This window comes from Sphingomonas faeni (assembly GCF_003053745.1).
GTDB classification, from domain to species: Bacteria; Pseudomonadota; Alphaproteobacteria; order Sphingomonadales; family Sphingomonadaceae; genus Sphingomonas; species Sphingomonas faeni.
Map to the genome: position 1 here is coordinate 999,310 of NZ_QAYE01000001.1, position 26,416 is coordinate 1,025,725.

A 26,416-nucleotide genomic window follows, 5' to 3' on the forward strand; every position below is an offset into this window, starting at 1 on the left:
CCGCGAAGGCGGGGGCCCAGACTGGGTCCCCGCCTTCGCGGGGATACAAACTTAGGGGTAAACCGCACTCACGAAGAACAACCCGTCAGGCGGCGCATTCAGCCCCAGCATCGCCCGATCCTTAGCCTCGAGCGCGGCAGCAACATCGCCAACCGCCCAACGCCCCATACCCACCAACGCCAGACACCCGACCATCGACCGCACCTGATGATGCAGGAACGATCGCGCCGCCGCATAGACGAACAGCCGCTCCCCCTCCCGCACCACCTCGAGCCGGTCCAAAGTCCGCACCGGACTATCCGCCTGGCAATGCGCCGACCGAAACGTCGTGAAGTCATGCCGCCCGACCAGCGCCCGCGCCGCCTCCGCCATCGCATCAGCGTCAAGCGGCTGAGGCACCTGCCAAGCCAGCCCAGCCTCGAACGTCAGCGGCGAGCGCCGGTTGACGATCCGATACTCGTACGACCGCCCGACACACGAAAACCGCGCATGCCAATCGTCGTCGACCACCTCGCACGCCAACACCGACACCGGCGCCGGCTTCACCAGCGCATTCAGCCCCTCCATCAATCGAAACGCCGCGAGCGGCTTCGCGATATCGACATGCGCCCGCATCGCCATCCCGTGCACCCCTGCATCGGTCCGCCCCGCCGCCTGCACCGACGCGGTCTCGCCGGTCATCTTCAGCACCGCCGCCTCCAGCGCCGCCTGCACGCTCGGCCCGTGCTTCTGCCGCTGCCAGCCCATGAACGGCCGCCCGTCGAACTCCACGGTCAACGCGAACCGCGTCAAAGCTGCGTCCCCGAGCGAATCGGAAACCCGCGCAGCATCTCCTCCGCCGAGGTCACGCCACGCCCGGCGCGCTGCACCAAGGTCGGCCGGATCGCCCCGTCGCCACACCCGATCGTCAGCTCGGCATTGACCGTCAGCCCCTCGCACCCAAGGAACGAGAACGGCAACACGTCCGCCGCCAGCACCTTCACCCGCTCGCCGGCATGCTCGAACCACGCCCCCGGCGCCGGGTTCATCGCCCGCACCAGCCGCTCGATCTCGACCGCCGACCGCTCGAAATCGATCCGCGCCTCGGCCTTGTCGATCTTGGCGGCATAGGTAACGCCCTCCTCGGGCTGCGGCCGGGCAGGGTAGGCGTCGAGATCGCCCAGCACCTCGACCATCAACCGAGCCCCCATCGCGGAGAGTTCGGACGTCAGATCCCCCGCGGTCTTGCCGACGATCGGCGTCCGACCCTCGAGCCGAACCGGCCCGGTATCCAGACCCGCCTCCATCTGCATGATCCCGACGCCCGTCTCGGCATCGCCCGCGAGGATCGCCCGCTGCACCGGCGCCGCCCCGCGCCACCGCGGCAACAGCGACCCATGCACGTTAACGCAACCGAACCGAGGTGCCTCCAGCACCGCGCGCGGCAAGATCAGGCCATAGGCCGCGACCACCGCAACATCCGCGCCTAAAGCCGCAAACGCGTCGCGAGCCTCCAGCCCCTCCGGCAAGGACGCCTTGAACGACACCGGCGTCCGCACCTCGATCCCCAGCGCCTCCGCCCGAACCTGTACCGGCGACGGCACCAGCTCGCGCCCACGCCGCCCCCCTGGCCGGGCAGGCTGGCAATACGCCGCCGCCACGTCATGCCCCGCCGCGACGAGGGCCTCCAGCACCGGCACTGCGAAGTCCGGCGTTCCCATGAAGATGATCCACATGCCCCTCTCGAACACGCTGGCGGGGAGCCGCGCAACCCCCTATCTGTTCCCTATGGCATCCCCCGAGATCGAGGCGCTGACGCAGGCGCTGGCCCGGCTCCCCGGCCTCGGCCCCCGGTCCGCACGTCGCGCCGTGCTCCATCTGCTCAAGAAGCGCGACGCGGCGCTGGGTCCCTTGCGCGAGGCGCTGACCGCGGTCGACGAGCGGTTGGAGAACTGCACCACCTGCGGCAACGTCGACACCACCAACCCTTGCGCAATCTGCGCCGACCCGCGCCGCGACCAGCGTTCGCTGTGCGTCGTCGAGGAGGTCGCCGATCTCTGGGCATTGGATAGGTCCCGCCTGTTCCCCGGCCGCTTCCACGTCCTCGGCGGCCGCCTGTCCGCATTGGAAGGCATCCGCCCCGAAGACCTGAGCATCGACAGCCTCGTCCGCCGCATCGAAGCCGGCGGCATCGACGAAGTCGTCCTCGCGATGAACGCCACGCTCGAAGGCCAGACCACCGCGCACTACATCGCCGAGCGCATCGAACGCTTCCCGGTCCGCGTCACGCAACTCGCACACGGCCTGCCGGTGGGCGGCGAACTCGACTATCTCGACGAGGGCACCTTGGCGCAGGCATTAAGGGCCAGAAGGCCAATGGCTTGACGCCCATCGGCTTGACGTGATGCCCACGCGTACCTTAGCGGACGCGCTATGACCGTCATGACCGTTCTCGAAGTCCCCGATCCCCGCCTGCGCCTCGTTGCCGAGCCGGTGGAGACGGTCGACGACTCCACCCGCACGCTCGTCGCCGACATGATCGAGACGATGTACGACTTCAACGGCATCGGCCTCGCCGCGACCCAGGTCGGCGTGCAGCAGCGCGTCCTCGTCATCGACCTCCAGGAGGAGAAGGACGAGGACGACAAGCCGATCAAGAACCCCAAGGCGTACATCAACGCCGAGATCCTGTCGGTCAGCGACCAGATGTCGACGTACAACGAAGGGTGTCTGTCGATCCCGGAGCAGTACGCTGAAGTCGCGCGCCCGGCGCGGTGTCGCGTGAAGTGGCTCGACGAGACCGGTGCTGCGCATGAGGAGGATTTCGACGGCCTGCTCTCGACGTGCATGCAGCATGAGATCGACCATCTCGACGGCGTGCTGTTCATCGACCACATCAGCCGCCTCAAGCGCGACATGGTGCTGAAGAAGCTAGCGAAGCAGCGCAAGCTGGGGTGAGAGGCGGGGGCGTCGCTGCTTTCTATGCTGAGAGTGCGTCCCTGAAAGCGCGGCTTACTCACCCAATACATAACCACCCCGGGGAAGGCCGGGGCCCAATTGGGGAACGTCGCCAACTGAGCGCAGTCCCTCGTTATTGAAACCTTTCCAATTGGACCCCGGCCTCCGCCGGGGTGGTACTGTTCGGCGAGGGTGTTGGAGCGCCCCCTTTCTAGTTCCCCCGCGAAGGCGGGGGCCCAGGATCACAAACGCCACCGCCCATAACCCTGGACTCCCGCCTCCGCGGGAGAACATAATATTCCGATTGTCCTACATCAACCGTTCGACGTATGTTCCAAGCATGACGTCTCCATCTCTTTCCCGAACCCAGCCGCCCGGGCGCACATTCTCCCCTGAGAAAATGCTGCGCCAGCGTCTGCACTTTGTGCACTTCCAGCTAAATTCGCGGGTGCAAAATGGCTGAGTTCGCCATCATCGCCGTCCTCGCGCTAGCCGCCGGCATCCTCCTCGGCTGGCTGCTAGCCTCCCGCCGAGCCGCCACCCTAGCCAGCGAACTCGCCGTCGCCCAAACCAAGCTCGCCGACGCCGACCTAATCCGCACCGCGCGCGACGCGGTCGAACGCGAACGCAACGCCGCGATGCAGGATCTCGCAACCCTCCGCGCACAGAACGCCGAACGCGCCACCGACACCGATCGCCTGCGCCTCGACCTCGCCACGATCCGCACCGACCGCGACGCCGCCCGCACCGAAATCGCCACGCTGAAAGCGCAAGGCGAGGCGTTCGAAGCCCGCCTGCTCGAACTCCGCGAGGCGAAGGATGTCATGGCCGCGCAGTTCGGCGACGTCGCCAACAAGCTGCTCAGCGACGCGCAGAAGACCTTCCTCGAACGCGCCGACGCTCGCTTCCGCCAGTCCGAAGAATCCGCCGGCCTCAACCTCAAGTCGATGCTCCAACCCGTCAGCGACCGTCTACAACGCTACGAGGAAGGCGTCGCCAAGGTCGAAGCCGAGCGCCGCGATGCGTTCGGCGACCTCAAGGGCCAGATCGAACAGATGCGCCTCGGCCAGGAAAAGGTCTCCACCGAAGCCGCCAAGCTCGTCAACTCCCTCCGCAACGCCCCCAAATCCCGCGGCCGCTGGGGGGAGCAGCAGCTCAAGAACGTCCTCGAAACCTGCGGGCTCAGCGAGCACACCGACTTCCAGACCGAGGTTTCGGTAGCGGTAGGCGACGACGGTGCCCGCCTCCGCCCCGACGCGATCATCCGCGTCCCCGGCGGCCGCGCACTGGTGATCGACGCAAAGGTCTCGCTCAACGCGTATCAGGACGCATTCGGCGCGGTCGACGACGCCGAGCGCCTGATCGGCTTGGCTGCCCACGCGGCGTCGATGCGCGCACACGTCAACGGCCTCGGCAACAAGGCGTATTGGAGCCAGTTCGCCGACACGCCCGACTACGTCATCATGTTCGTTCCCGGCGAGCACTTCCTCTCCGCGGCGCTCGAACACGACCCGACGCTCTGGGACTTCGCCTTCGAAAAGCGCGTGCTGCTCGCTACCCCGACCAACCTGATCGCCATCGCCCGCACGGTCGCGGCGGTCTGGCGCCAGGAAAAGCTTGCCAACGAAGCACGAAAGATCGGCGAACTCGGCAAGGAAATGCACGATCGCCTTGCCAAGGTTGCGGACGACCTGCGGAAGGTCGGTGTCGGTCTCAACAGCGCGGTGAAGAACTTCAACGGCTTCACCAACTCGTTCAACGGCCGCCTGATGGTGACGGGCCGCAAGTTCCGCGACCTGAACATCGAGACGGGTGCGCGGGATCTTGAGGATGTGTCCTCGGTAGACGCGCTGGCGCTAGGCGAGGGGCCTGCGCTGATCGAGAAGCCGGAGGTCGTTGAGAGCTGACCCCACCACCATCCCACCCCGGCGAAGGCCGGGGCCCAATTGGAAAGGTGGCAATAATGAACCGCAACGCAAACCATCTGCGTCCCCCAATTGGGCCCCGGCCTTCGCCGGGGTGAGATACCGAGAGGAGCGGCAAACTTTTAAATGCCGCAGAGTCAATTTCCCAAAACCGATCGGTACAAAATTCATTCACCTCCCGGCAACCTTTCCCAATCCCGCGCATTAACCGGATAACATCCCCAAGAGTCACCCGGTCATGAAACACCTAGTCCCCATCCTCTGCGCCCTCATCCCCTTCGCGGCCATGATCGGCGCCTGCGTAACCTGCCCCTGACCTCCACCGCAAAAGCACAAAAGAAAAGGCCCGCCCGGATCACTCCGGGCGGGCCTTTTCAGTATCGGCTAGAAGGGTAGCGAAGGGATCAACCCTGCGCTTCGTCCTCCTGGTCGCGCGGTGCTTCGGCGGTAGCGCCGGGCTCTGCGTTCGGATCGTAATCCTCGACGAAGCCAGCCTCGTCGCGCTCGAACATCGACGACATCACGTCGACGCCCGAAGCCTGCATCTCGGCCTCTTCAGGCGAGCGGGCGACGTTGACCTTGACGGCCACCGACACCTCGGGGTGCAGCGATACCTTGACGGTATACACACCGATCGCCTTGATCGGCTTGTCGAGCACGATCGCCGACTTGCCGACCTTGTGACCGTCGGCCACCAGCGCATCGACCAGATCGCGAACCGCGACCGAACCGTAGAGCTGACCGGTGTTCGACGCCTGACGGATCAGGGTCACGGTCGCGTCGTTGAAGGTCTTCGCTTCGGTCTCGGCATCGCTGCGACGCGATGCGTTGTCCGATTCGATCTTCGCACGGTTCGACTCGAACACCTTGCGGTTGGCTTCGTTCGAACGAAGCGCCTTCTTGTTGGGAAGCAGGAAGTTACGTGCGTAACCGTCCTTGACCTTCACCACGTCGCCGATAGCACCAAGCTTTTCGACGCGCTCAAGCAGAATGACGTCCATGTGGGCGCTCCTTACTTAACGATGTAGGGCAGCAAGCCCAGATGACGCGCACGCTTGATGGCCTGGGCCAGTTCGCGCTGCTTCTTTGCGGCCACCGAAGTGATACGCGACGGGACGATCTTGCCACGCTCGGACACGAAGCCCTGCAGCAACCGGACGTCCTTATAGTCGATCCGGGGAGCGTCTTTGGCGGAGAACGGGCAGCTCTTGCGGCGGCGGAAGAATGGACGTGCCATGATTATTCAGCTCCCTCTTCGCGGTCACGACGGGGACCACGGTCCGGACGATCGCCACGATCGGGACGGCCCTCACGGCCACCTTCACGGTCGCCACGACGCTCGCGGTCACGATCCTGCTTGCGCATCATCACGGTCGGGCCCTCTTCGAGGGTGTCGACCTTGACCGTCATGTAACGGATGATGTCTTCGTTGATCTGGGTCTGGCGCTCCAGCTCTGCGATCACGCTGCCCGGGGCATCGATCTCGAGCATGACATAGTGCGCCTTGCGGTTCTTGGCGATCTTGTACGCCAGCGAACGCAGGCCCCAGTTCTCGGTCTTTACGACCCGACCTTCGTTGTCGTTCACGATCTTGGTGGCGATTTCCGCCAGTGCGTCCACCTGCGCTTGTGCCAGATCCTGGCGCGCAAGGAACACGTGCTCGTAAAGAGCCATGTCTTGTCCTTCGTCTTGGCCGATCGCTGATACACGCCCCATGCGTGCACCCCTCCGGCTGTCGTCTAGAATGCAAACAGGGCCGAGAGACGCGAATCTCTCACCCCGGTTGCAGAGCGCCTTAGCCGATTATCAGGCAAAGGCAAGGTGTTCAGGTTTACCGGAACGCGCCGCCACGAACCTGCATCACGTTGCCGCGGCCGTCGATCAGGATCGCGTCACGACCCGAGCGAACCCACTGATGCGCGCGGGGCGGGGGTGCGAGACGGTAGTTGCGGTACGTCGTGATGACCCGGTAGTTCTGCGCCTGGCGACGATCGAAGCGCTGGCCGGCGCGCCAGTTGCGATACTGCGGCGTACGGACGACGGTGCGCTTGGTGACGACGGTGCGGCCATTGTCGTTGTGGCGCACGGTGGTCACTTCGCGACGCTGCTGCGCTTCGGCCGGAGCGGCTGCGAGGAGTGGGCTGGCGACGAGGGTGGCGGCAAGCGCGCTGAGGATGAACGTCTTCATGATAATCTCCCGTTTGAAACACGGCGCCGTTGCTGCGGCGTCGTTCATAATCTGGGAGCCGATTGTCGCAGGCGCTTGTCGCAAGGTCGGTGAAATGGTCGCATATTGTCGCAAGGCCGCGAGGTTTGTTCAGGTTGCAACTCGGCACGCACCTTTATAGGCCCCGCGCTCGAACGAAACCAAACACAGAGGAGAGGCCATGCGCGCGTTCATCTTCCCCGGTCAGGGGAGCCAGTCTGTCGGCATGGGCAAGGCGCTCGCCGACGCCAGTGCCACCGCCCGCGAGGTCTTCGCCGAAGTCGACGAGGCGCTCGGCCAGCACCTGTTCCGCCTGATGAGCGAAGGGCCCGCCGACGACCTGCTCCTCACCGAGAACGCACAGCCCGCAATCATGGCGAACGCGATCGCCACCCTGCGCGTCGCCGAGAAGGAAGGCGGCATCCGCCTCGCCGACAAGGCCGACTATGTCGCAGGCCACAGCCTCGGCGAATATACCGCGCTGTGTGCCGCCGGTGCGCTCGACCTTTCGACCACTGCCCGCCTCCTGAAACTCCGCGGCCGTGCGATGCAGGCGGCAGTTCCGGTAGGCGAGGGCGCAATGGCCGCGCTGCTCGGCACCGATCTCGAAAAGGCGCAGGTCATCGCCGGCGCCGCGGTTGACGCGATCCTCGCGGAAGGTGGCCCCGAACTCATCTGCACCGTCGCCAACGACAACGACCCCTCGCAGGTCGTCATCTCCGGCCACCGCCTCGCCATCGAAAAGGCGATCACGCTCGCCAAGGACCTCGGCGCCAAGCGCGCGGTATTGCTCCCCGTATCCGCCCCCTTCCACTGCCCCCTGATGCAGCCCGCCGCCGAAGCTATGGAAGCCGCGCTTCTAGACGCCGACCTCCGCGCGCCCCTCGTCCCCGTCTTCGCCAACGTAGACGCAACTGCCGTCGCCGACCCCGGCGCGATCCGTCACCTTCTGGTGCAACAGGTCACGGGCATGGTCCGCTGGCGCGAATCGGTTTTGGCGATGCACGCGGCGGGCGTCGACCACTTCGTGGAATTCGGCGGCAAGGTGCTCAGCCCGATGGTCAAACGTATCACCCCCGACGCCGAAACGACGAGCGTCATCACGATGGACGACATCGAGGAACTCGTGAAGAAGATGTGATTCACGCGAAGGCGCAAAGGCGCGAAGATGATGGATCTTGAGGCTGCCGCTTCCCACGTTATTGATGTGTCGCTTCGCCTCCACCGGGAGCTTGGGCCTGGATTGCTTGAAAGCGTCTACGAGACTGTCTTGGCTAGCAAGCTCGCCAGTCTGGGATATGAAGTCGAGCGGCAACGCTCTGTTTCGATCGATTTCGAAGGGCTGCGCTTCGATGCTGCATTCCGCATCGATCTCATCATCGGCAACCGGCTGCTCGTCGAAATCAAATCGGTCGAGCGACTGAATGCCGTTCATGCAAAGCAACTGCTGACCTATCTGCGACTAACCAAACAGCCCTTGGGGCTGCTGATCAACTTCGGAGGCGAAACGCTGAAGGAGGGGCTCCGTCGGGTCGTCAACGGCTACACCCCCTTCGCGCCATCGCGCCTTCGCGTGAACAAAATCTGATGGAGACCAAAATGTTCGACCTCACAGGCATGACCGCCCTCGTCACCGGGGCATCCGGCGGGATCGGGTCCGAGATCGCCAAGGCCCTTGCCGCCCAAGGCGCGCGCCTCGCCGTATCCGGCTCCAACGCCGACAAGCTCGAAGCCTTCCGCGCCAGCCTCGGCGGTGATCACGTCGCGCTCCCCTGCAACCTCTCCGACGCAGCCGCGGTCGACGCGCTGGTCCCCCAGGCGGTGGAAAAGCTCGGCAAGCTAGACATCCTTGTCAACAACGCCGGCGTCACCCGCGACAATCTGGCGATGCGGATGAAGGACGACGAGTGGGACAGCGTCATCCGCGTCAATCTCGAAGCCGCGTTCCGCCTCATGCGCGCCGCCGCCAAGCCGATGATGAAGGCAAGGTTCGGCCGGATGATCTCGGTCACCTCGATCGTCGGCGTCACCGGTAACCCTGGCCAGGCGAACTATGCGGCATCGAAGGCCGGCTTGATCGGCATGTCGAAATCGATGGCGCAGGAACTCGCCAGCCGTGGCATCACCGTCAACTGCGTCGCCCCCGGTTTCATCACCTCGCCGATGACCGACGCGCTGCCCGACGCGCAGAAGACCGCGCTCACCGCGAAGATTCCTGCCGGTCGGCTCGGCGAAGGCGCAGACATCGGCGCGGCGATCGTGTACCTCGCCAGCCGTGAAGCCGGCTACGTCACGGGACAAACCGTGCACGTGAACGGCGGGATGGCGATGATCTGAACTTGCGCGCTGAACTGCCGCGTTCTAGGTGCGTTCAGGAAATACCGAAAACCCCCAGATTTGAAGAGGGAACTACCATGAGCGAGACAGCTGACCGCGTGAAGAAGATCGTCGTCGAGCATCTCGGCGTCGAAGCCGACAAGGTGACCGAGGACGCGAGCTTCATCGACGACCTGGGCGCAGACAGCCTCGACATCGTCGAACTCGTCATGGCGTTCGAGGAAGAGTTCGGTGTTGAGATCCCCGATGATGCCGCCGAGAAGATTGCGACCGTTAAGGACGCCATCACCTACATCGACGAGCACAAGGCCTGATCAGGGTCTAGGGTTCAAACCTTTGGACCTGCCCTGAAGGGTGTGATTTGAGCGGCTCCCCGTCCTTGGGCAAAGAGGGCGGGGAGCCGTTTCGTTTTGAGAGCAGACGGAGTTTGAAGCCATGCGGCGTGTCGTCGTAACCGGGCTAGGCCTGGTCACCCCTCTGGGGGCGGATGTTGAAACGGCCTGGGCGAATATCCTCGCCGGCAAGTCGGGCGCGGGCCCGATCACGCGCTTCGACGCGTCGGATCAGGTGTGCCGCATCGCCTGCGAGGTGAAGCCGGCCGACCACGAATATGGCTTCGATCCCGCCAAACGCGTCGATCACAAGGTCCAGCGCCAGGTCGATCCGTTCATCATCTACGGCATCGACGCCGCTGGCCAGGCTCTGGAAGACGCCGGGCTGACCGAAATGACGCTCGAAGAAAGCTGGCGTGCCGGCGTGTCGATCGGCTCGGGCATCGGCGGTCTGCCAGGTATCGAGAGCGAATCGATCGTGCTCCATACAAAGGGCCCGCGTCGCGTCTCGCCACACTTCGTCCATGGTCGCCTGATCAACCTGATTTCGGGTCAGGTCTCGATCAAATACGGCCTGCGCGGTCCGAATCACGCGGTCGTCACCGCTTGCTCGACCGGCGCGCACGCGATCGGCGATGCCGCGCGGATGATCGCGATGGACGACGCCGACGTGATGCTCGCGGGCGGCGCTGAGGGCACCGTCTGCCCGCTCGGCATCGCCGGGTTCGCACAGGCCCGCGCGCTGTCGACCAATTTCAACGATTCGCCAGAAAAGGCCTCGCGTCCGTATGACAAGGACCGCGACGGCTTCGTGATGGGCGAGGGCGCCGGCGTGCTGGTGCTCGAGGAGTACGAACATGCCAAGGCGCGCGGCGCGAAGATGTATGCCGAAGTGATCGGCTACGGTCTGTCGGGCGACGCGTACCACGTGACCGCGCCGCATCCGGAAGGCGATGGCGCGTTCCGCTCGATGCAGATGGCGATCAAGAAGTCGGGCCTCGCGCTTGAGGACATCGACTACATCAACGCGCACGGCACCTCGACGCCGCTCGGTGACGAGCTCGAACTGGGCGCGGTGCGCCGTTTGTTCGGCGATGCGATCTCGGGTCTGTCGATGTCGTCGACCAAGTCCGCGATCGGCCATCTGCTCGGCGGTGCCGGCGCGGTCGAGAGCATCTTCTGCATCCTCGCGCTGCGCGACCAGATCGTCCCGCCGACGCTGAACCTCGACAATCCGAGCGACAGCTGCGTGGGGGTCGACCTCGTCCCGCACGTCGCCAAGAAGCGTGAAGTCCGCGCGGTGCTGAACAACTCGTTCGGCTTCGGCGGCACGAATGCGTCGCTGGTGATGACGAAGGTCCGCTAAAAACCTTGTTCCCCCGCGAAGGCGGGGGCCCAGACTGGGTCCCCGCCTTCGCGGGGATCCAAGGAGTACCAATGCGCAAGGTCGGCTGTTTCGGATTCATCGTCGGCCTGGTAGCAGTCGTCGCGCTGTTCCTTGTCGTCCAAGGCTGGGGCGGCGCCGGCCCGGCACCGCGCACGCTGACCGTACAGATCGGCGAAGGCAGCACGCTGGCCGGCGCTGCCACCGAACTCGAAAAGGCCGGCGCGATCCCCTCGGCGCGGCGCTTCCGTCTGTACGCCCGCGTGTTCGGCTCGGGCGACCCGATCAAGGCCGGTGAATACCGCATCGCGCCACACACCAGCCAGTCCGACATCCTCAAGCTGATGCAGGGCGGCAAGGTCGTCCAGCGCCTCGTCGTCGTCCCCGAAGGCTATCCGTCGGTCCTCGTCCACGACGCGCTGGCGAAGGCGGATGGCCTGACCGGCACGGTGCCCGTTCCGGCGGAAGGCTCGATCCTGCCCGACAGCTATGCCTTCCAGGCCGGCGACACCCGCGCGTCGGTCGTTGCGCGGATGCAGTCGGCGATGAAGACCTACCTCGCGACCGCCTGGGCCGCGCGCAAGCCCGGCATCGCGGTGACGACGCCCGAACAGGCGATCATCCTCGCCTCGATCGTCGAGAAGGAAACCGGCAAGCCGTCCGAACGCCGCACCGTCGCCGCGGTCTACGGCAATCGCCTGCGGGGCGGCATGCCGCTTCAGGCGGACCCCACGGTAATCTACCCGATCACCAAGGGCCGCCCGCTGGGCCGCCGCATCCTGCGATCGGAACTGCACGCGAAGAACGGCTACAACACCTATGCCGAAGCCGGCCTGCCGGTCGGCCCGATCGCCAACCCAGGCCGCGCTTCGATCGACGCGGTGCTCGACCCGGCGCAGACCAACGCGCTCTACTTCGTAGCAGACGGCACCGGCGGCCACGTGTTCGCGAACACGCTGGCCGAACACAACGCCAACGTGAAGAAATGGTACGCCATCCGCAAAACCCGCGGCGAGATGTGATCCGCCCGTCGCTCCTATCGAGCGACAGGTATAGTGACGCTAACCGGCTGCACCGGTATAATGGCAGAGATCGCGATGATCCCTGCCATTATACCCGCTGCGCCCCACCAAAAGCGCCGCTGCTTGAAATCGATCACGGCTTTGGCAAAGCAAAACAACGCTACCAAAGCAACGAGACCGAACAGCATCACGACTGGCGCAACGCGTTGGCCGCACGTGCCTTGATCTCGATCTCCGCCATCGTCCCGCCGGTCACCCAGCTCCCGCCCACGCACAGCACCGGCTTGAACGCCAGCCATTCGGGCGCACTCGCCTCGGTGATCCCACCGGTCGGGCAGAAACTGCACTGATAGAACGGCGCGGCCAGGGCCTTCAGCGCCTTCAACCCGCCATTCGCCTCGGCCGGAAAGAACTTGAAGTGCGTCAGACCCAGGTCGAGCCCGATCATGATATCCGCCGCGTTGGCGATCCCCGGCAGGAACGGAATGCCGCTCTCGATGATCGGCGTGGCGAGTCGTTCGGTCAGCCCTGGCGAGACGATGAATTCCGCGCCCGCATCGCGCACCTGCGCGAACTGCTGCGTGTTGACGACGGTACCTGCGCCGACGATCGCGCCCGGCACCTTCTTCATCTCGGCGATCGCCTCCAGCGCGGCGCCGGTGCGCAACGTCACCTCGAGCACGCGCAGGCCGCCCGCGACCAGTGCCTCGGCGAGCGGACGGGCGAGGGCGGCGTCCTCGATCACCAGCACCGGGATGACGGCGCTGGTCTGCATGATGTCTGCGATAGTGGCGGTCATTGCGTATGTTCCTGTGCAAAGGCGGCCGCGGCGCCGAACAGGCCGGGCTGGGGATGGGTGATGAGCTTGACGGGCATCGCCGCCATCATGCCCTGGAAGCGGCCCTTGGCGACGAACCGCTGGTCGAAGCCCGAGCGGATCAGGCGATCCTTGATCCGGAAGCCCAAGCCGCCGGCGATCACGACTGCCTTCGCGCCCTGTGCCAGCGCCAGATCGCCCGCGACCGCGCCGAGCGCGAGGCAGAACCGGTCGAGCGCGGCAAGCGCGATCGAATCGGTCCCGTCGATCGCCTCGGTCCAGATCGTCTTGTCGTCATGGCTGGGAACCGCGCGGCCCTCTAGTGCAGCAAGCGTCTCGTAGATCGCGACGATGCCGGGCCCTGCGACGACGCGCTCGGCCGAGACGCGCGTGAAGGTCTTGCGCAGCCGCTTGAGCAACGCATCCTCGATCCCATCGAGCGGCGCGAAGTCCATATGCCCGCCCTCGGTCTCAAGGACCTGATAGCCGTCCTTGCGCCGCAGCAGCTGTGCGACGCCGAGTCCGGTGCCGGGGCCACAGATCGTCGTGATGCCCTCCGACGGCAGCGGCGTATCGGGCCCGCAGAGATGGATGAAGTCGCTGCTCGGCACCTGCGCGACGGCATGACCGACCGCGCCGAAATCGTTGACCACCACCCACCGGTCGGCCTTCAGACGCTCGGTGATCAGCGACTTGCGGATGATCCACGGGTTGTTCGTTAGCCGGATGACGTCGTTCGCGACCGGCGACGCGACTGCGATCGCGAGCGCGCGGGGGAGGGGGCGTCCGAGCCCCGCCTCGAACGCCTGGTACGCGGTCTGGAGCGATGCGTGGTCCGCGGTCTTCAGCGTCGCCGGCTCGCCGAGCGACACGACGCGGCCGTTCTCGACCTCGGCGATCGCGAAGCGGGCGTGCGTTCCGCCGATATCTGCCGCTACGATTTCCATATCGTCCTCCGTCTATTATTATTGTCCCCCGTCATCCCAGCGAAAGCTGGGATCTCAAGCCGCACACTCCGTCCCCGTGGAGCGAGGTCCCGGCTTTCGCCGGGATGACGGGGGTGTGGCTGAGGCGACGGCGGTTCCTGTGACGTTCTAAAGCCCAGCCCCCGCCAGCATTGCCGACGCGCCCTTCTCGGCCTCGTCGGCAAGCCCGCGGAACATGCCGAACAGCTCGCGGCCCATGCCGCTAACCGGTGGCGGTATCGCCACCATCTCACGCGTCGCCCACACGTCCGCATCGACGAGCGCCTCGAGCGTACCGTTGACCGCGTCCACCCGGATCATGTCGCCATCACGGATCAGCCCGATCGCACCATCGAGCAGCGCCTCAGGCGAGCAATGGATCGCGCACGGCACTTTCCCGCTCGCGCCCGACATCCGCCCATCGGTGACCAGCGCCACCTTGAACCCACGATTCTGCAACACGCCCAGCGGCGGCGTCAGCTTGTGGAGTTCCGGCATGCCGTTCGCTCGAGGCCCCTGGAACCGGACGACGACGACGACGTCCTTCTCCAGCTCGCCGCGCTTGAACGCCTCGATCACGTCGAGCTGGTCGTCGAACACCATTGCGGGTGCCTCGACGATCCAGCGTTCGCGCTCGACCGCCGACACCTTGATGCACGCGCGGCCGATATTGCCCGCAAGAATCCGCATGCCGCCATCCGGCGAGAACGGCGCGGTCGCAGGGCGCAGGATCGTCTCGTCGCCGCTGTCCGGCGTATCGCGCCAGCCGAGCGTATCGCCCTCGACCACCGCGGTCTTCGCATAGGCCGACAGGTCCTCGCCACCGATCGTCATGATGTCGCCGTGCAACAGCCCTTCGCCGAGCAGTTCGCGGATCACATAGGGCATGCCGCCCGCCGCCTCGAACGCGTTCACGTCCGCCGAGCCGTTGGGATAAACGCGCGCGATGAGCGGTACCGCGCAGGAGAGGCGGTCGAAATCCTCCCAGTCGATGATGATCCCCGCCGCGCGAGCGATCGCCGGCACATGGAGCAGATGGTTGGTCGAGCCCCCAGTCGCGAGCAGGCCGACCGCGGCGTTCACGATCGCCTTCTCGTCGACGCAATGCCCGAGCGGCCGGTACGAATCGCCGCGGGCACCGATCTTCGCCAACCGATGCACCGCCGCCCGCGTCAGCTCCTGGCGCAGCTTGGTGCCCGGATTGACGAACGCCGCGCCGGGCATGTGGAGGCCCATGACCTCCATCATCATCTGGTTGGTGTTCGCCGTGCCGTAGAAAGTGCACGTGCCCTTCGAATGATACGCGCCGATCTCGGCCTCGAGCAGCTCGTCGCGCCCAACTAGGCCTTCCGCGAATTTCTCGCGCACCGCCGCCTTCGCCTTGTTAGGCAAGCCGGTCGGCATTGGCCCACCTGGGATCAGCACCATTGGCAGATGCCCAAAGCGCAGCGCACCCATCAGCAGGCCGGGGACGATCTTGTCGCAGATCCCGAGCAGCGCCGCGCCCTCGAACGTGCCGTGGCTCAGCGCGATGGCCGTGCTCAGCGCGATCGTGTCGCGGCTGAACAGTGACAGCTCCATGCCCGGATACCCTTGCGTCACGCCGTCGCACATCGCCGGCACGCCGCCCGCGACCTGCGCGGTCGCACCGGCCTCACGCGCCCAGACCTTCATCAATTCCGGGTAGCGATAGTAGACGGCGTGGGCCGACAGCATGTCGTTGTACGCGGTGACGATGCCGATGTTCATGCCGGCATCGGCCTTCATCGCGTCGCGATCTTCCTCGGTCCCGGCATAGGCGTGCGCGAGGTTCGCGCAGCCGAGACCGGGACGCCGAACCTGCGCCGCCGCCTCGCGCTCGATCAGCGCGAGGTAGGCGGCGCGGCTGTCGCGCGAGCGCTCGATGATCCGGTCGGTCACCGCGGAGACGACGGCGTTGAGCATCGTCACGGCGCCCAGTGCACGTCGACCGGCAGCTCGACCTCAGCCAGTACGCGGCCGATCGGGTAGGACGACGACGGTCCCTGTTCGATCGCCTGCTCGAGGACCTTCTTCTTCGCGTCGCCGGTGATCATGATCATCAGCGCCTTCGACGAAGCGATCGCCGCCGCCGAGAGCGTCACGCGGGCCAGCGGCGCCTCGGGCGGGAGCGGATCGGGCATCACACCCAGTGCACGACGTTCCTTGGGACCGCTCAGCGCCTCGTCGTAATCCGGGCCGGGGAAGATCGACGCGGTGTGTCCGTCGCCGCCCATGCCGAGCAGGCAGAAGTCGAGCGGCCAGTGCAGGTCCTGCATCAGCGCATCCGCCGAACGACCGGCAGCCTTGTAGTCCGACATCGCCTCGGGGACGATCGGCTTCACGCGCGCACCCTTGGGGAGGAAGATCTTCGCCAGCGCGGTCACGTTGGACAGTGGATCGCCGAGCTTCACGATCCGCTCGTCGCCGGGGATGATCGTGACCTTCTTCCAGTCGAGCTTCGCCTGCGCCAGCTTCTCGTACGCAGCGAACGGCGTCTTGCCGCCCGCCAGTGCGATCACCGCCGAGCCGCGCGCGTCGAGTGCGCTCTCAATGACGAACTGGATATCGCCTGCGACCGCGTTGGCGAGCTCGCCCGCGTCGTCATATTCCCACCATTCGATTTCGGTCATTCGATCTTTCCTTGAAAACCTTTGGGAGGGGTGTTCCCTCCCCGAAAACTCAGTCGTCCTGCCAGGTCACGCCGTCGCGCTCGGTCAGCGCGATCGCGGCCGACGGGCCCCAGCTACCCGAGGCATAGCTCTTGGGCTTCATCGCGTTGGCCTTCCAGCCCTCGCGGATCGCATCGATCCAGGTCCATTGCGCCTCGACCTCGTCACGGCGCACGAACAGCGTCTGGTCGCCCTCGATCAGGTCGAGCAGCAGCCGCTCATACGCGATCCGCCGGCGCGAGCCTGCAAACTCGGCATCCATGCTCAGGTTCAGTGGCACTTCGCGGAGGCGGACGCCCTCGCGGTCGAGCCCCGGCTCCTTCGCCATCACCAGCAGCTGGATATATTCCTCCGGCTGCAGGCGGATGATCAGCATGTTGGGCTGGAGCAACCCGCCACGCCCTGCGAACATTGAGTGCGGGACCGCCTTGAACTGGATCGCGATCTCGCTGCGGCGCGTGGCCATGCGCTTGCCGGTGCGCAGGTAGAACGGCACGCCCTGCCAGCGCCAGTTGTCGACATGCGCCTTGATCGCGACGAACGTCTCGGTGGTAGACGGTTGGCCGAGTTCGTCGGAGTAGCTCTTGACGAACTTCCCCTTTACCGCGCCTTCGCCGTACTGGCCGGTGACCGTGACGTGCGGCACTTCCTCGGGCTTGATCATGCGCAGCGAGCGGAACACCTTCGACTTTTCGTCGCGGACGTCGGTGCCCTCGAAGCGCGCGGGGGGCTCCATCGCGATCAGCGCGAGCAACTGGAGCATGTGGTTGGCGACCATGTCGCGCAACGCACCCGCGGTCTCGTAATAGCCTGCGCGCTCTTCGAGCCCGACGGTCTCCGAGATCGTGATCTGGACGTTGTCGATCCCTTGCGCGTTCCACACCGGCTCGAAGAACGAGTTGCCGAAGCGCAGCGCGAGGATGTTCTGGACGGTTTCCTTGCCGAGATAATGATCGATCCGATAGGTCCGGTCCTCCGGAAAAGCCTTCGCCACCGAATCGTTGATCTCGCGGCTCGTCTCCAGGTCGTAGCCAAGCGGCTTTTCGAGGCCGACGCGGACGGTCTCGCCAGCAAGCCCAACCTTGTGCAGTCCCTCGATTGCGGCCTCGAACAGCGACGGCGCGGTCGACAGGTAGATCGCCAGACCGCCGGAGATATCGCCGATCTTGTCCGCCAGCGGCTGGAAGCTCGCAGGGTCTGACAGGTCGGTCGGCTGATAGAAGATCCGGTCGAGGAACGTCCCGATCGCGCCTTCGTCCTTGCGATCCTCGGGCAGGAACTCGTCGAGCGCCTTTTTGGCGAACTTGCGGTAATCCTTGTCGTCATGCTCGTGACGCGCGGCGCCGGTGATCGTCAGTTCCTCGGGCAGCAACCCATCGGCGTGCAGGCCATAGAGCGACGGCAGCAGCATGCGCTGTGCGAGATCGCCGGTCGCGCCGAACAGGAGCAGCTTGGCTACGGGATTACGGTGCATGAAAGCTCCTGGATTTGGCGATGGACCGGGCGGAAAACGCCGGTCCTAGAAAACGAGGCCGGCTACGGGATCGACCCCGGCCATGATGTTGAGGTTCTGGACCGCGGCACCGCCGGCACCCTTGCCCAGATTGTCGAGCGTCGCGACCAGCCGCGCATGACCGACAGCGTCATTGCCGCAGACCCGCAGCGTCAGCCGATCGGTCCCTGCGTTCTCCTCGATATCGACAGAGCCGATGTCGCCGGGGGCAACCGAGACTAGCTTCGAGCCATCGAACGCAGCGCGCAGTACGTCTTCGATCGCCGCGAGCGTCGGGCGGCCGGGCAGGGCGTGGAGGTGCAACGGCACTTCGACGACCATGCCGCGATAGGTGTTCGCCACGGCAGGCGCGAAGATAGGCGCGTGCGTTAGGCCCGCATGCTGCGTCATCTCGGCGATATGCTTGTGCGCGAGGCCTAGTGCGTAGGCCCGGAAGGCCGTCGCCGGCTCGCCATTCTCGAACGCCGCGATCATCGCCTTGCCGCCACCGGAGTAACCCGAGGTCGCGTTGACGCTCAGCGGGATGTCGGCGGGGATGAGACCGGCCGAGACGAGAGGCGCGACGAGCGCGAGGAAACCGGTGGGGTAGCAGCCGGGGTTCGACACGCGCATCGCGGTCGAGATCTTCTCCGCTTGGCCCGGCAGTTCGGGGAAGCCGTAGGTCCAGCCGGCAGCGACCCGGTGTGCGCTCGATGCGTCGATCACGCGGGTGCGCGCATTGTCGATCAGCGTGACGGCTTCGCGCGATGCGTCGTCCGGCAGGCAGAGGATGACGAAATCGGCATCGTTGAGCGCCTCTCGCCGTGCCGCCGGATCCTTGCGCCGATCCTCCGCCAGCAACGCCAGCGTGATGTCGGTCCGCCCGGCAAGCCGTTCACGGATCTCAAGGCCGGTAGTGCCGACGGCGCCATCAATGAAGACTGTAGTCATGCTGTGTCTGTTGCCGAAAGATCGAGTGCTTCCGCCGCAACATACCCGACCAGCCCGCTCGGGCGCGCAACGCCCCAGGCGGAAACGCCGGCAATTTCCAGCACTTCGAAACTGTCGCCGGGCTTGAGGTCGACCATCGTATCGCTCGCTTCGTCTCGTCCGCTGCGCAACAAAGCTGTGCGCGCGACGGGCCGTATCATCGGCACGGCATAGTGTGGAGCGAATACGTATTCGGCGAGGCGAATGTCGGCGATATCGCGGCGAACCGCGTGCGTACGCGGGTCGAGGTCGACCGAGCGGCCCGTCAGCGAAAAGCTCGTGCGGGCCTGGTCGTCGAACGGCTCAAGCGTGAGCGGCTGCCCGGCCACCAGATCCACTGCCAGCGCCGGCTGGGGCGGGGCCGTCGCCGATGAATTGCCCGAACTCTTCAAGAAAATCTGCCCCTTCGGTCGTGCGCGCGACGAAGATGTTGCGCTTGTCGCTATCGTCGCGTTGCCGGCGCAGATAGCCGAGGGCACCCAATCTGTTCAAGGCGCGCGTAACGACAGGCTTCGATACGTTGAGCGCACGGGCAAGGCCACGCACCGTGTGCGGCCCCGGTTTGAGATAAACGAGCAGAAGAAGCGCCATCTGACGATTGGTCAGATCGGGTTCACCCGAGCGGACGTAATCCACCAGAGCGGTCATCCAGGTCGATAAGGTATTGGCTGCCATTGATGCCACAGCGTTGATCCGCCATCTGAATTTATGTGCACGATACCCAGTCATGAGCGTCATTACGGGTTCACAACGCCGCCCGGACGTCATGTTTCCGTAGTTTTGCGATTGGCTTGCGATATGCGGAGGCAGCGCCACGGTCGATCGCCCGGTTGATCGAAACCGCGACGTCGCCTATGTGCGCGCCTTCGCAAAAGTTCCGGGGTTTTCCGCGCAATGTTCGCCTTTCTGCTCGTCATCCACGCGATCATCGCGGCCGCCCTCGTCACGGTGATCCTCATGCAGCGTTCGGAAGGCGGCGGTCTGGGCATGGGCGGCAGTCCGTCGGGTCTGATGTCGGCCCGCGGCGCGGCCGATTTCCTGACCCGCGCGACCGGCGTCCTGGCGACGATGTTCGTGCTGTTCTCGATCCTGCTCGCGGTTCTCGCGGCGAATCACCGCACCACCACGATCGACACGTCGCTCGCCCGCACCCCGGCGGCGGCAACGGCCGTTCCGACCGCGCAGCCCAAGGGTGATGCGGCTCCGTTCGCCGGTGGCGCCGAGAATGCCGGCGTTCCCGCCGGCACGACCAAGCCAGCCGACAACGGCGCGGTCCCGCTAGCCAACTAAATACTCCTTTCGCCGATAAAAGCACCCTGCGTGATCCGCGGGTGCTTGTCGTTCGTCCTCAACACACGCTACGAGACTCTTCCCATGGCTCGGTACATTTTCATCACCGGGGGCGTGGTTTCGTCGCTCGGTAAAGGTCTCATGGCGGCATCGCTTGCCGCTCTCCTCCAGGCACGCGGATATACCGTCAGGATTCGGAAGTTCGATCCGTATCTTAACGTCGATCCCGGCACGATGTCGCCGTATCAGCACGGCGAGGTCTACGTCACCGACGACGGTGCCGAGACCGACCTCGACCTCGGCCATTACGAGCGCTTCACCGGCGTTCCCTCGCGCCAGTCGGACAACGTCACCTCGGGCCGCATCTATCAGCAGATCATCACGCGCGAGCGTCGCGGCGATTATCTCGGTGCGACCGTGCAGGTCATCCCGCACGTCACCGACGCGATCAAGGCGTTCGCGCGCGCCGAGACCGACGGCATCGATTTCATCCTCTGCGAGATCGGCGGCACCGTCGGCGATATCGAATCGCTCCCGTTCATCGAGGCGATTCGCCAGCTGAAGAACGAGGAAGGTCGCGGCAACGCGATCAGCATCCACGTGACGTTGGTGCCGTACATCGCGGCTGCGGGTGAGCTGAAGACCAAGCCGACGCAGCATTCGGTCCGCGAACTCGCGGCGCTGGGCGTGCAGCCGGACGTGCTGGTGTGCCGCTGCGAACACCCGCTGCCGCCGTCGGAGCGCGCCAAGATCGCGTTGTTCTGCAACGTCCCCGCGAGCGCGGTCATTCCCGCGCTCGACGCGAAGAGCATCTATGCAGTGCCGCTTCAGTATCACGGCGAAGGCCTCGACATCGAAGTGCTGCGCGCGTTCGGGATCGAACCCGCCGAGGCGCCCGACCTGTCGCGCTGGACCGAGATCATGGACCGCCTGACCAATCCTCAGGGCGAGGTCACGATCGGCGTGGTCGGCAAATATGTCGGGCTCCAGGATGCATACAAGTCGCTCAATGAAGCGCTGGTCCATGGCGGCATCGCGAATCGGGTGAAGGTCAACGTCCGCTGGATCGACGCCGAGCTGTTCGAGAATGCCGAAAGCGACATCGCGGGCCAGCTCGAGCCGTGCGACGCGATCCTCGTCCCCGGCGCGTTCGGCGAGCGTGGCGCGGAGGGCAAGATCGCGTCGGTGAAGTTCGCGCGCGAGCGGAAGATCCCGTATTTCGGGATCTGCTTCGGGATGCAGATGGCCTGCGTCGAGGGCGCGCGCGATCTCGCCGGCATCCCCAATGCATCGTCGACCGAGTTCGGCCCGACCGACGAGCCGGTGGTCGGCATGATCACGGAATGGATGGGCCGCGAAGGCCTCGAAACGCGTGCGGCCGAGGGCGACATGGGCGGCACGATGCGGCTCGGCGCCTATGACGCGAAGCTCACCGGCAACAGCGTGGTCGCGTCGATCTATGGCGGCACCGAGATTTCGGAGCGCCATCGTCACCGTTACGAGGTCAACACCGGGTACAAGGAAGCGCTCGAACAGGGCGGCCTCGTCTTCTCCGGCATGTCACCCGACGGCACGCTCCCCGAGATCGTCGAACGCCCCGACCACCCCTGGTTCGTCGGCGTCCAGTTCCATCCTGAGCTGAAGAGCAAGCCGTTCGACCCGCATCCCCTGTTCGCCAGCTTCATCGAAGCCGCGGTCAAGCAGAGCCGCCTGGTCTAACTTTCGATCCTCCCCCGCAAGGGGGAGGTGGCTGGCTCTTGCCAGACGGAGGGGGCGGTAAGCGAACCTCTGTTTCGTGGTCCTCCCCCTCCGTCACCTTCGGTGCCACCTCCCCCTGGCGGGGGAGGATCAGATCCTGAGCCTGAATTCCGCATTCCGGCCTGAAAGTCTGAACCACGAACGCCACGAAGCCGCGCTTTCCGCCACCCAAGACATGCTCGCATTGAATATCCCCTGAATTGCTAGACTTTGCGCGGCGAGGTTCAGGGGAAAACATTCATGTCGCTTACGCTTGCGCTGTTGCTTGCCGGTCAGGCCGCTACCGTATCAACGCCGGCCGTTCCGCCGGAGACGGCCGCTGGCGAGCAGGCTGACGCACAGGCCAATGGTCGTCTCGGCAACCAGCAGCAGGGCGGTGGCGGCGATGTCGTCGTCACCGCGCGTCGTCGCGCCGAGACGATCCAGACGGTCCCGATCGCGATGTCCGTCATCGGCGGTACCGCGCTCGCCGAGACCGGCGCCTACAACGTTAGCCGCCTGACGCAGCTTCAGCCGACGCTGCAATTCTACTCGACCAACCCGCGCAATTCCGCCGCCAACATCCGCGGCCTCGGCGCGCCGTTCGGCCTGACCAACGACGGGATCGAGCAGGGCGTCGGCATCTATGTCGACCAGGTCTATTACAGCCGGATCGCCTCGGCGACGTTCGACTTCACCGATACCGAGCGGATCGAGGTCCTTCGCGGACCCCAGGGCACGCTCTACGGCAAGAACACCACGGCCGGCGCGATCAACATCACGACGCGGAAACCCAGCTTTACGCCCGAGGCGCGGATCGAGCTCACGACGGGCAACTATCAGTTCATCCAGGCCAAGGCGTCGGTGTCGGGCCCCCTGATCCCCGACAAGCTCGCGATCCGGTTGTCTGCATCGGTGACCGAGCGCGACGGCACGATCCACAACGTCGTGACCGGCAAGAACCTCAACGCGCAGGACAACAAGAGCGTCCGCGGACAGCTCTACTGGAAGCCGACCGAGACGCTCGATTTCGCCTTGTCGGGCGATTACGGCCAGCAGAACCCCGATTGTTGCGTCCAATATTATGTCCGTACTGGCGCGACTCAGCGGCCGCTGATCCGGCAATATGCCGCTCTCGCTGCGGCACAAGGCTATGTCGTACCGTCGACCAACGCGTTCGACCGGGTGACCGATGTCGACACGCCGTTGCGTGCGAAGCAGGAACTGGGCGGCGTCTCGCTGCTCGGCAATCTGGATTTGGGCGCGGCGACGATCACCTCGGTCAGCGCGTGGCGGTTCTGGCATTGGGATCCGTCGAACGATCGCGATTTCATTGGCCTGCCCATCACCACCGTGTCCGCCAATCCGTCGCAACAGACGCAATACAGCCAGGAGCTGCGCATCGCCTCGAACGGCAAGCACACGCTCGATTACGTGCTCGGCGCGTTCTATTTCTACCAGACGATCGATACGCAGGGCCTGCAGGTCCAGGGGCCCGCGGCCAGCGCGTTCCTGCTCAACCCGACCAGCACGGGCGGAAAGAATCCGGCCACACTGAACGGCCTGACCGCGCGCAACACCATCGGCTTCAAGAACACCAGCGCCGCACTGTTCGGCAAGCTGACCTGGAACGTCAGCGACCGGTTCCAGATCGCGCCGGGCCTGCGGCTCAACTACGACAAAAAGAAGGGCGACTATGTCTCGGTCGTCACCAACGGCACCGGTACGGCGCTGACCGCGGACCAGCGCGGCGTGCTCGCGCCGCAGAGCTATCAGCCCGATTTCGACAATTGGAACCTGTCGGGCGATATCACGGCGGCCTACACCGTGACCTCCGACATCCACGCCTATGCGACCTACGCGCGGAGCTACAAATCCGGCGGGATCAACCTGTCCGGCCTGCCGCTCGACGGTAGCAACAATCCGATCCTATCGGCCGCCACGGTGAAGCCCGAGAAGGTCAATCACTACGAACTCGGCCTGAAGACGCAGTTCCTCGATCGTCGATTGACGCTTAACCTCGCCGGCTTCTGGACCGAGATCAGCGATTACCAGGCGACCGTCACCAACGGCCAGCTCGGCGTGTTGCGCGGCTATCTCGCCAATGCCGGCAAGGTGCGGACTCGCGGTCTGGAGTTCGATTCGGCCTTCCGCCCCACCGAACGGTTCAGCGTCTACGCGAACGGAGCCTATACCGACGCGAAATACATGAAGTTCGTCGACGCGCCGTGCCCGCCTGAGCTATCGGGAGGCTCTGCCCCTACCGCGACGAGCCTGCCTGGTCCGGCAGGGACGGGGACGGTCAGCCCGGCCAATTGCGACATTTCCGGCCAGCGCCTGCCCGGCGTGTCGAAATGGGCGTTTTCCTACGGCGCCGAATACGACCTGCCGGCCACGATCGGCGGCGTCGATGGTCAGGTGTATCTCGGCTATGACGGCAGCTACCGGTCGACCTTCTCGTCGAACCCGTCGCGCTCGCTCTACACCGACATCAAGGGCTATGCGCTCAGCAACTTCCGCTTGGGATTCAAGGCGAAGGACAGCTGGAACGTGTTCGGCTGGCTGCGTAACGCGTTCGACCACAACTACTACGAAGTGCTCGCGCTACAGTCCGGCAGCACCGGCCTGGTCGTCGGGCAGCCCGGCGATCCGCGCACCTACGGCCTGACCGTGTCGCGATCGTTCTGATCGCGACACTCGTTTCGTCACCCGCGTTGCGTCACGACGCGTTCAGGTTGGGCGCGATAGGTGTTGAATACGGCCCGGAGGGACGTCGCAGTCGGAAGCTCCCGATGTCCCTCCGGTTCCGGATCCAAGACATCTTGCCGCATGCCCGCATGCTCTTGCGCGTAGCCTCCACTGCGCGCAGTCTGTTGCCAAGAAACTGGCAGGGGCGGCGACATGTTCTTCGTACGACAGGGGCCCTTGTGGTTTCGCATGACGACAGGCGTGCTCGTTCTCTGGGGGCTCGTCGGCTGCTTCATGTGCCTGCAACAGCTTAGGCTCGGCGCCGACGCGATGGGGCAGTCCAGCGCCTATGACCGCGCGCTCTATGCGGCGTTGCCCAACTGGTATGATCCGTTGTTCGCCGTCGCTGTCCTTACCGGCCTGATCGGTGCGGTGCTCCTGTTCATGCGGCGTGCCAGTGCCCGTCCGTTTCTGATCGCATCGCTGGTCGCGACGATCGCGCAGTTCGGCTGGCTGTTCGCCTCGACCGACATCGTCGCGCACAAGGGCGCGAGCGAGACGCTCGGCTTGCCTTTCGTCATCATCGCGGTCGCGGCCTTCACGCTCTGGCTCGTCGGCCATGCGCGGCTGAAGGGTTGGGCAGTATGACGCGCACGACACTGGGCGAGCGTGACGCCGCACGCTATTAGCGCCGCCATGTCCACGACCTACACCCTCGACACCGCGACGAGTCGCGCCAACCCGACGCCCGCGCCGCTCAAGCGCCTGACGATCCCCGCGATCCGCCGCCAGAAGGGCAAGACGCCGCTCGTCATGCTCACCGCCTACACCGTGCGGACCGCGCAGTTGCTAGACCCGCACTGCGACATGCTGCTGGTCGGCGACAGCCTGGGGCAGGTAATCTACGGCTTGCCCTCGACCGTGCCCGTAACGCTGGACATGATGGCGGCGCACGGCGCGGCGGTGGTGCGGGGCAGCTATCATGCGGTGGTCGTGATCGACATGCCGTTCGGCAGCTACGAAGCTTCGCCCGAAAAGGCGTTCGAGAGCGCGGCGTATCTGCTCAAGCAGACCGGCGCAGCGGCGGTGAAGCTCGAAGGCGGTATCGCGATGGCGCCTACCGTCAAGTTCCTGACCGAGCGCGGCATTCCGGTGATGGGGCATGTCGGACTCACACCGCAGGCGGTCAACGTGCTCGGCGGCTACGGCGCCCGAGGCCGGACGCCCGAGGAAGCCTCCAAGATCGTCGCCGACGCGCAGGGTATCGCAGAGGCAGGTGCATTCTCGCTCGTGATCGAAGGCGTGGTCGAGCCGATCGCGATCGAGATCACCAACACCATCGCTTGCCCGACGATCGGCATCGGTGCATCCGCGCAGTGCGACGGTCAGGTGCTGGTGACCGAGGACATGCTGGGGATGTTCGAACGTACCGCGAAGTTCGTGAAGCGGTTCGCCGACATCGCCGATACGATTTCCTCCGCGACGCAGACCTATGCGGACGATGTCCGATCGCGCGCGTTTCCGGGCGCTGAGCAGGTCTACGCACCCAAGGATTGATCCGCTTCCGTTTCGGTTCCGGCGCGGCTAAGGTCCGCGCCGCCCAC

28 protein-coding genes are annotated in these 26,416 nt (G+C 65.3%); 14 read left to right on the forward strand and 14 right to left on the reverse strand.

All coding sequences use genetic code 11. The features are described from left to right. Nucleotides 1–51: 51 nt before the first annotated feature. Both truA and fmt read right to left on the reverse strand, forming a co-directional pair. On the reverse strand, nt 52–792 hold the full coding sequence (gene truA / locus C8J25_RS04590; RefSeq protein ID WP_107952428.1) for a tRNA pseudouridine(38-40) synthase TruA: 741 nt from the start codon (nt 790–792) through the stop codon (nt 52–54). After that, nucleotides 789–1,715 carry a methionyl-tRNA formyltransferase gene (gene fmt, locus C8J25_RS04595; protein ID WP_107952430.1) on the reverse strand — a complete coding sequence of 309 codons (927 nt, stop codon included), beginning with the start codon at nt 1,713–1,715 and terminating at the stop codon, nt 789–791. Before fmt ends, truA begins: the two co-directional genes overlap by 4 nt. A gap of 52 nt (nt 1,716–1,767) precedes the next feature. Here fmt and recR point away from each other — a divergent pair, with 52 nt between their 5' ends. The 3 genes from recR to C8J25_RS04610 all read left to right on the forward strand — a co-directional run bounded on the left by recR (nt 1,768) and on the right by C8J25_RS04610 (nt 4,844). Then, a complete protein-coding gene (recR, locus tag C8J25_RS04600) occupies nt 1,768–2,364 on the forward strand; it encodes a recombination mediator RecR (protein WP_056420182.1) in 597 nt (198 codons plus the stop codon). A gap of 48 nt (nt 2,365–2,412) precedes the next feature. Next, complete coding sequence (gene def, locus C8J25_RS04605) at nt 2,413–2,937, forward strand: peptide deformylase (RefSeq protein WP_107952433.1); 525 nt, start codon at nt 2,413–2,415, stop codon at nt 2,935–2,937. 455 nt (nt 2,938–3,392) lie between these two features. Further along, nucleotides 3,393–4,844 carry a DNA recombination protein RmuC gene (locus C8J25_RS04610; protein ID WP_107952435.1) on the forward strand — a complete coding sequence of 484 codons (1,452 nt, stop codon included), beginning with the start codon at nt 3,393–3,395 and terminating at the stop codon, nt 4,842–4,844. Between the two features lie 422 nt (nt 4,845–5,266). Here the strand turns inward: C8J25_RS04610 and rplI are convergent, their stop codons facing one another. The 4 genes from rplI to C8J25_RS04630 all read right to left on the reverse strand — a co-directional run bounded on the left by rplI (nt 5,267) and on the right by C8J25_RS04630 (nt 7,050). Beyond that, nucleotides 5,267–5,863 (reverse strand): 50S ribosomal protein L9, encoded by a 597-nt coding sequence (rplI, locus tag C8J25_RS04615; RefSeq protein ID WP_107952437.1) that lies wholly within the window; start codon nt 5,861–5,863, stop codon nt 5,267–5,269. Between the two features lie 11 nt (nt 5,864–5,874). Continuing rightward, nucleotides 5,875–6,099, reverse strand: coding sequence for a 30S ribosomal protein S18 (gene rpsR, locus C8J25_RS04620; RefSeq protein WP_031393978.1), 225 nt, complete (start codon nt 6,097–6,099; stop codon nt 5,875–5,877). A 2-nt stretch (nt 6,100–6,101) separates the two neighbouring features. After that, nucleotides 6,102–6,536, reverse strand: coding sequence for a 30S ribosomal protein S6 (rpsF, locus tag C8J25_RS04625; RefSeq protein WP_056050884.1), 435 nt, complete (start codon nt 6,534–6,536; stop codon nt 6,102–6,104). 157 nt (nt 6,537–6,693) lie between these two features. Beyond that, nucleotides 6,694–7,050 (reverse strand): RcnB family protein, encoded by a 357-nt coding sequence (locus tag C8J25_RS04630; RefSeq protein WP_107952717.1) that lies wholly within the window; start codon nt 7,048–7,050, stop codon nt 6,694–6,696. 199 nt (nt 7,051–7,249) lie between these two features. On the opposite strand from C8J25_RS04630, the gene fabD reads away from it, so the two are divergent. The 6 genes from fabD to mltG all read left to right on the forward strand — a co-directional run bounded on the left by fabD (nt 7,250) and on the right by mltG (nt 12,143). Next, nucleotides 7,250–8,209 carry an ACP S-malonyltransferase gene (gene fabD / locus C8J25_RS04635; protein WP_107952439.1) on the forward strand — a complete coding sequence of 320 codons (960 nt, stop codon included), beginning with the start codon at nt 7,250–7,252 and terminating at the stop codon, nt 8,207–8,209. Between the two features lie 27 nt (nt 8,210–8,236). Then, nucleotides 8,237–8,656: a GxxExxY protein gene (locus C8J25_RS04640; RefSeq protein ID WP_107952441.1), complete on the forward strand. Its 420-nt coding sequence runs from the start codon at nt 8,237–8,239 to the stop codon at nt 8,654–8,656. Nucleotides 8,657–8,667: 11 nt separating this feature from the next. Beyond that, nucleotides 8,668–9,405 carry a 3-oxoacyl-[acyl-carrier-protein] reductase gene (gene fabG, locus C8J25_RS04645; protein WP_107952719.1) on the forward strand — a complete coding sequence of 246 codons (738 nt, stop codon included), beginning with the start codon at nt 8,668–8,670 and terminating at the stop codon, nt 9,403–9,405. Nucleotides 9,406–9,482: 77 nt separating this feature from the next. Then, complete coding sequence (locus C8J25_RS04650; protein WP_031393971.1) at nt 9,483–9,719, forward strand: acyl carrier protein; 237 nt, start codon at nt 9,483–9,485, stop codon at nt 9,717–9,719. A 121-nt stretch (nt 9,720–9,840) separates the two neighbouring features. Beyond that, nucleotides 9,841–11,103 (forward strand): beta-ketoacyl-ACP synthase II, encoded by a 1,263-nt coding sequence (gene fabF / locus C8J25_RS04655; protein ID WP_056486113.1) that lies wholly within the window; start codon nt 9,841–9,843, stop codon nt 11,101–11,103. Nucleotides 11,104–11,174: 71 nt separating this feature from the next. Beyond that, nucleotides 11,175–12,143: an endolytic transglycosylase MltG gene (gene mltG / locus C8J25_RS04660; RefSeq protein ID WP_107952443.1), complete on the forward strand. Its 969-nt coding sequence runs from the start codon at nt 11,175–11,177 to the stop codon at nt 12,141–12,143. A 187-nt stretch (nt 12,144–12,330) separates the two neighbouring features. Here mltG and eda read toward each other — a convergent pair whose 3' ends face one another. From eda to C8J25_RS04700, 8 genes are all read right to left on the reverse strand, one after another. After that, the gene (gene eda, locus C8J25_RS04665; protein ID WP_107952446.1) at nt 12,331–12,942 is read right to left on the reverse strand and encodes a bifunctional 4-hydroxy-2-oxoglutarate aldolase/2-dehydro-3-deoxy-phosphogluconate aldolase; all 612 of its coding nucleotides are present in this window, start codon (nt 12,940–12,942) and stop codon (nt 12,331–12,333) included. Further along, nucleotides 12,939–13,907 (reverse strand): glucokinase, encoded by a 969-nt coding sequence (gene glk / locus C8J25_RS04670; RefSeq protein WP_107952448.1) that lies wholly within the window; start codon nt 13,905–13,907, stop codon nt 12,939–12,941. The genes eda and glk overlap by 4 nt, the downstream gene beginning before the upstream one ends. A gap of 147 nt (nt 13,908–14,054) precedes the next feature. Further along, nucleotides 14,055–15,869 carry a phosphogluconate dehydratase gene (gene edd, locus C8J25_RS04675; protein ID WP_107952450.1) on the reverse strand — a complete coding sequence of 605 codons (1,815 nt, stop codon included), beginning with the start codon at nt 15,867–15,869 and terminating at the stop codon, nt 14,055–14,057. Nucleotides 15,870–15,871: 2 nt separating this feature from the next. After that, the gene (pgl, locus tag C8J25_RS04680) at nt 15,872–16,576 is read right to left on the reverse strand and encodes a 6-phosphogluconolactonase (RefSeq protein ID WP_056062623.1); all 705 of its coding nucleotides are present in this window, start codon (nt 16,574–16,576) and stop codon (nt 15,872–15,874) included. A 49-nt stretch (nt 16,577–16,625) separates the two neighbouring features. Beyond that, nucleotides 16,626–18,089 (reverse strand): glucose-6-phosphate dehydrogenase, encoded by a 1,464-nt coding sequence (zwf, locus tag C8J25_RS04685; RefSeq protein ID WP_056486098.1) that lies wholly within the window; start codon nt 18,087–18,089, stop codon nt 16,626–16,628. Between the two features lie 45 nt (nt 18,090–18,134). Then, on the reverse strand, nt 18,135–19,058 hold the full coding sequence (gene argC, locus C8J25_RS04690) for an N-acetyl-gamma-glutamyl-phosphate reductase (protein ID WP_107952452.1): 924 nt from the start codon (nt 19,056–19,058) through the stop codon (nt 18,135–18,137). After that, complete coding sequence (locus tag C8J25_RS04695) at nt 19,055–19,426, reverse strand: SH3 domain-containing protein (RefSeq protein WP_244186734.1); 372 nt, start codon at nt 19,424–19,426, stop codon at nt 19,055–19,057. The genes argC and C8J25_RS04695 overlap by 4 nt, the downstream gene beginning before the upstream one ends. Next, entirely contained in the window at nt 19,401–19,745 is a 345-nt protein-coding gene (locus C8J25_RS04700) for a MarR family transcriptional regulator (RefSeq protein WP_107952723.1), read from the reverse strand. The genes C8J25_RS04695 and C8J25_RS04700 overlap by 26 nt, the downstream gene beginning before the upstream one ends. A gap of 246 nt (nt 19,746–19,991) precedes the next feature. Here C8J25_RS04700 and secG point away from each other — a divergent pair, with 246 nt between their 5' ends. The 5 genes from secG (at nt 19,992) to panB (ending at nt 26,369) form a co-directional block, all read left to right on the forward strand. After that, nucleotides 19,992–20,387, forward strand: a complete 396-nt coding sequence (gene secG, locus C8J25_RS04705; RefSeq protein ID WP_056050855.1) for a preprotein translocase subunit SecG — start codon at nt 19,992–19,994, stop codon at nt 20,385–20,387. Between the two features lie 84 nt (nt 20,388–20,471). Continuing rightward, nucleotides 20,472–22,106, forward strand: a complete 1,635-nt coding sequence (locus C8J25_RS04710) for a CTP synthase (protein WP_093399282.1) — start codon at nt 20,472–20,474, stop codon at nt 22,104–22,106. Nucleotides 22,107–22,385: 279 nt separating this feature from the next. Beyond that, the gene (locus C8J25_RS04715; protein ID WP_107952454.1) at nt 22,386–24,812 is read left to right on the forward strand and encodes a TonB-dependent receptor; all 2,427 of its coding nucleotides are present in this window, start codon (nt 22,386–22,388) and stop codon (nt 24,810–24,812) included. Nucleotides 24,813–25,025: 213 nt separating this feature from the next. Beyond that, on the forward strand, nt 25,026–25,460 hold the full coding sequence (locus tag C8J25_RS04720; RefSeq protein ID WP_244186737.1) for a hypothetical protein: 435 nt from the start codon (nt 25,026–25,028) through the stop codon (nt 25,458–25,460). Between the two features lie 48 nt (nt 25,461–25,508). Then, nucleotides 25,509–26,369, forward strand: coding sequence for a 3-methyl-2-oxobutanoate hydroxymethyltransferase (panB, locus tag C8J25_RS04725; protein ID WP_056062638.1), 861 nt, complete (start codon nt 25,509–25,511; stop codon nt 26,367–26,369). Nucleotides 26,370–26,416: the final 47 nt, after the last annotated feature.

Excerpts from the sequence above, each read along its gene's own strand:
- mltG (WP_107952443.1), top strand. The coding sequence starts at position 11,175 with ATGCGCAAGGTCGGCTGTTTCGGATTCATCGTCGGCCTGGTAGCAGTC.
- C8J25_RS04630 (WP_107952717.1), bottom strand. The coding sequence starts at position 7,050 with ATGAAGACGTTCATCCTCAGCGCGCTTGCCGCCACCCTCGTCGCCAGC.
- fmt (WP_107952430.1), bottom strand. The coding sequence starts at position 1,715 with ATGTGGATCATCTTCATGGGAACGCCGGACTTCGCAGTGCCGGTGCTG.
- C8J25_RS04710 (WP_093399282.1), top strand. The coding sequence starts at position 20,472 with ATGGCTCGGTACATTTTCATCACCGGGGGCGTGGTTTCGTCGCTCGGT.
- glk (WP_107952448.1), bottom strand. The coding sequence starts at position 13,907 with ATGGAAATCGTAGCGGCAGATATCGGCGGAACGCACGCCCGCTTCGCG.
- fabD (WP_107952439.1), top strand. The coding sequence starts at position 7,250 with ATGCGCGCGTTCATCTTCCCCGGTCAGGGGAGCCAGTCTGTCGGCATG.
- pgl (WP_056062623.1), bottom strand. The coding sequence starts at position 16,576 with ATGACCGAAATCGAATGGTGGGAATATGACGACGCGGGCGAGCTCGCC.
- C8J25_RS04650 (WP_031393971.1), top strand. The coding sequence starts at position 9,483 with ATGAGCGAGACAGCTGACCGCGTGAAGAAGATCGTCGTCGAGCATCTC.
- panB (WP_056062638.1), top strand. The coding sequence starts at position 25,509 with ATGTCCACGACCTACACCCTCGACACCGCGACGAGTCGCGCCAACCCG.
- argC (WP_107952452.1), bottom strand. The coding sequence starts at position 19,058 with ATGACTACAGTCTTCATTGATGGCGCCGTCGGCACTACCGGCCTTGAG.
- C8J25_RS04610 (WP_107952435.1), top strand. The coding sequence starts at position 3,393 with ATGGCTGAGTTCGCCATCATCGCCGTCCTCGCGCTAGCCGCCGGCATC.
- eda (WP_107952446.1), bottom strand. The coding sequence starts at position 12,942 with ATGACCGCCACTATCGCAGACATCATGCAGACCAGCGCCGTCATCCCG.
- secG (WP_056050855.1), top strand. The coding sequence starts at position 19,992 with ATGTTCGCCTTTCTGCTCGTCATCCACGCGATCATCGCGGCCGCCCTC.
- fabF (WP_056486113.1), top strand. The coding sequence starts at position 9,841 with ATGCGGCGTGTCGTCGTAACCGGGCTAGGCCTGGTCACCCCTCTGGGG.
- zwf (WP_056486098.1), bottom strand. The coding sequence starts at position 18,089 with ATGCACCGTAATCCCGTAGCCAAGCTGCTCCTGTTCGGCGCGACCGGC.
- C8J25_RS04715 (WP_107952454.1), top strand. The coding sequence starts at position 22,386 with ATGTCGCTTACGCTTGCGCTGTTGCTTGCCGGTCAGGCCGCTACCGTA.
- recR (WP_056420182.1), top strand. The coding sequence starts at position 1,768 with ATGGCATCCCCCGAGATCGAGGCGCTGACGCAGGCGCTGGCCCGGCTC.
- def (WP_107952433.1), top strand. The coding sequence starts at position 2,413 with ATGACCGTCATGACCGTTCTCGAAGTCCCCGATCCCCGCCTGCGCCTC.
- rplI (WP_107952437.1), bottom strand. The coding sequence starts at position 5,863 with ATGGACGTCATTCTGCTTGAGCGCGTCGAAAAGCTTGGTGCTATCGGC.
- C8J25_RS04640 (WP_107952441.1), top strand. The coding sequence starts at position 8,237 with ATGATGGATCTTGAGGCTGCCGCTTCCCACGTTATTGATGTGTCGCTT.
- rpsF (WP_056050884.1), bottom strand. The coding sequence starts at position 6,536 with ATGGCTCTTTACGAGCACGTGTTCCTTGCGCGCCAGGATCTGGCACAA.
- edd (WP_107952450.1), bottom strand. The coding sequence starts at position 15,869 with ATGCTCAACGCCGTCGTCTCCGCGGTGACCGACCGGATCATCGAGCGC.
- fabG (WP_107952719.1), top strand. The coding sequence starts at position 8,668 with ATGTTCGACCTCACAGGCATGACCGCCCTCGTCACCGGGGCATCCGGC.
- rpsR (WP_031393978.1), bottom strand. The coding sequence starts at position 6,099 with ATGGCACGTCCATTCTTCCGCCGCCGCAAGAGCTGCCCGTTCTCCGCC.
- C8J25_RS04720 (WP_244186737.1), top strand. The coding sequence starts at position 25,026 with ATGTTCTTCGTACGACAGGGGCCCTTGTGGTTTCGCATGACGACAGGC.
- C8J25_RS04700 (WP_107952723.1), bottom strand. The coding sequence starts at position 19,745 with ATGACCGCTCTGGTGGATTACGTCCGCTCGGGTGAACCCGATCTGACC.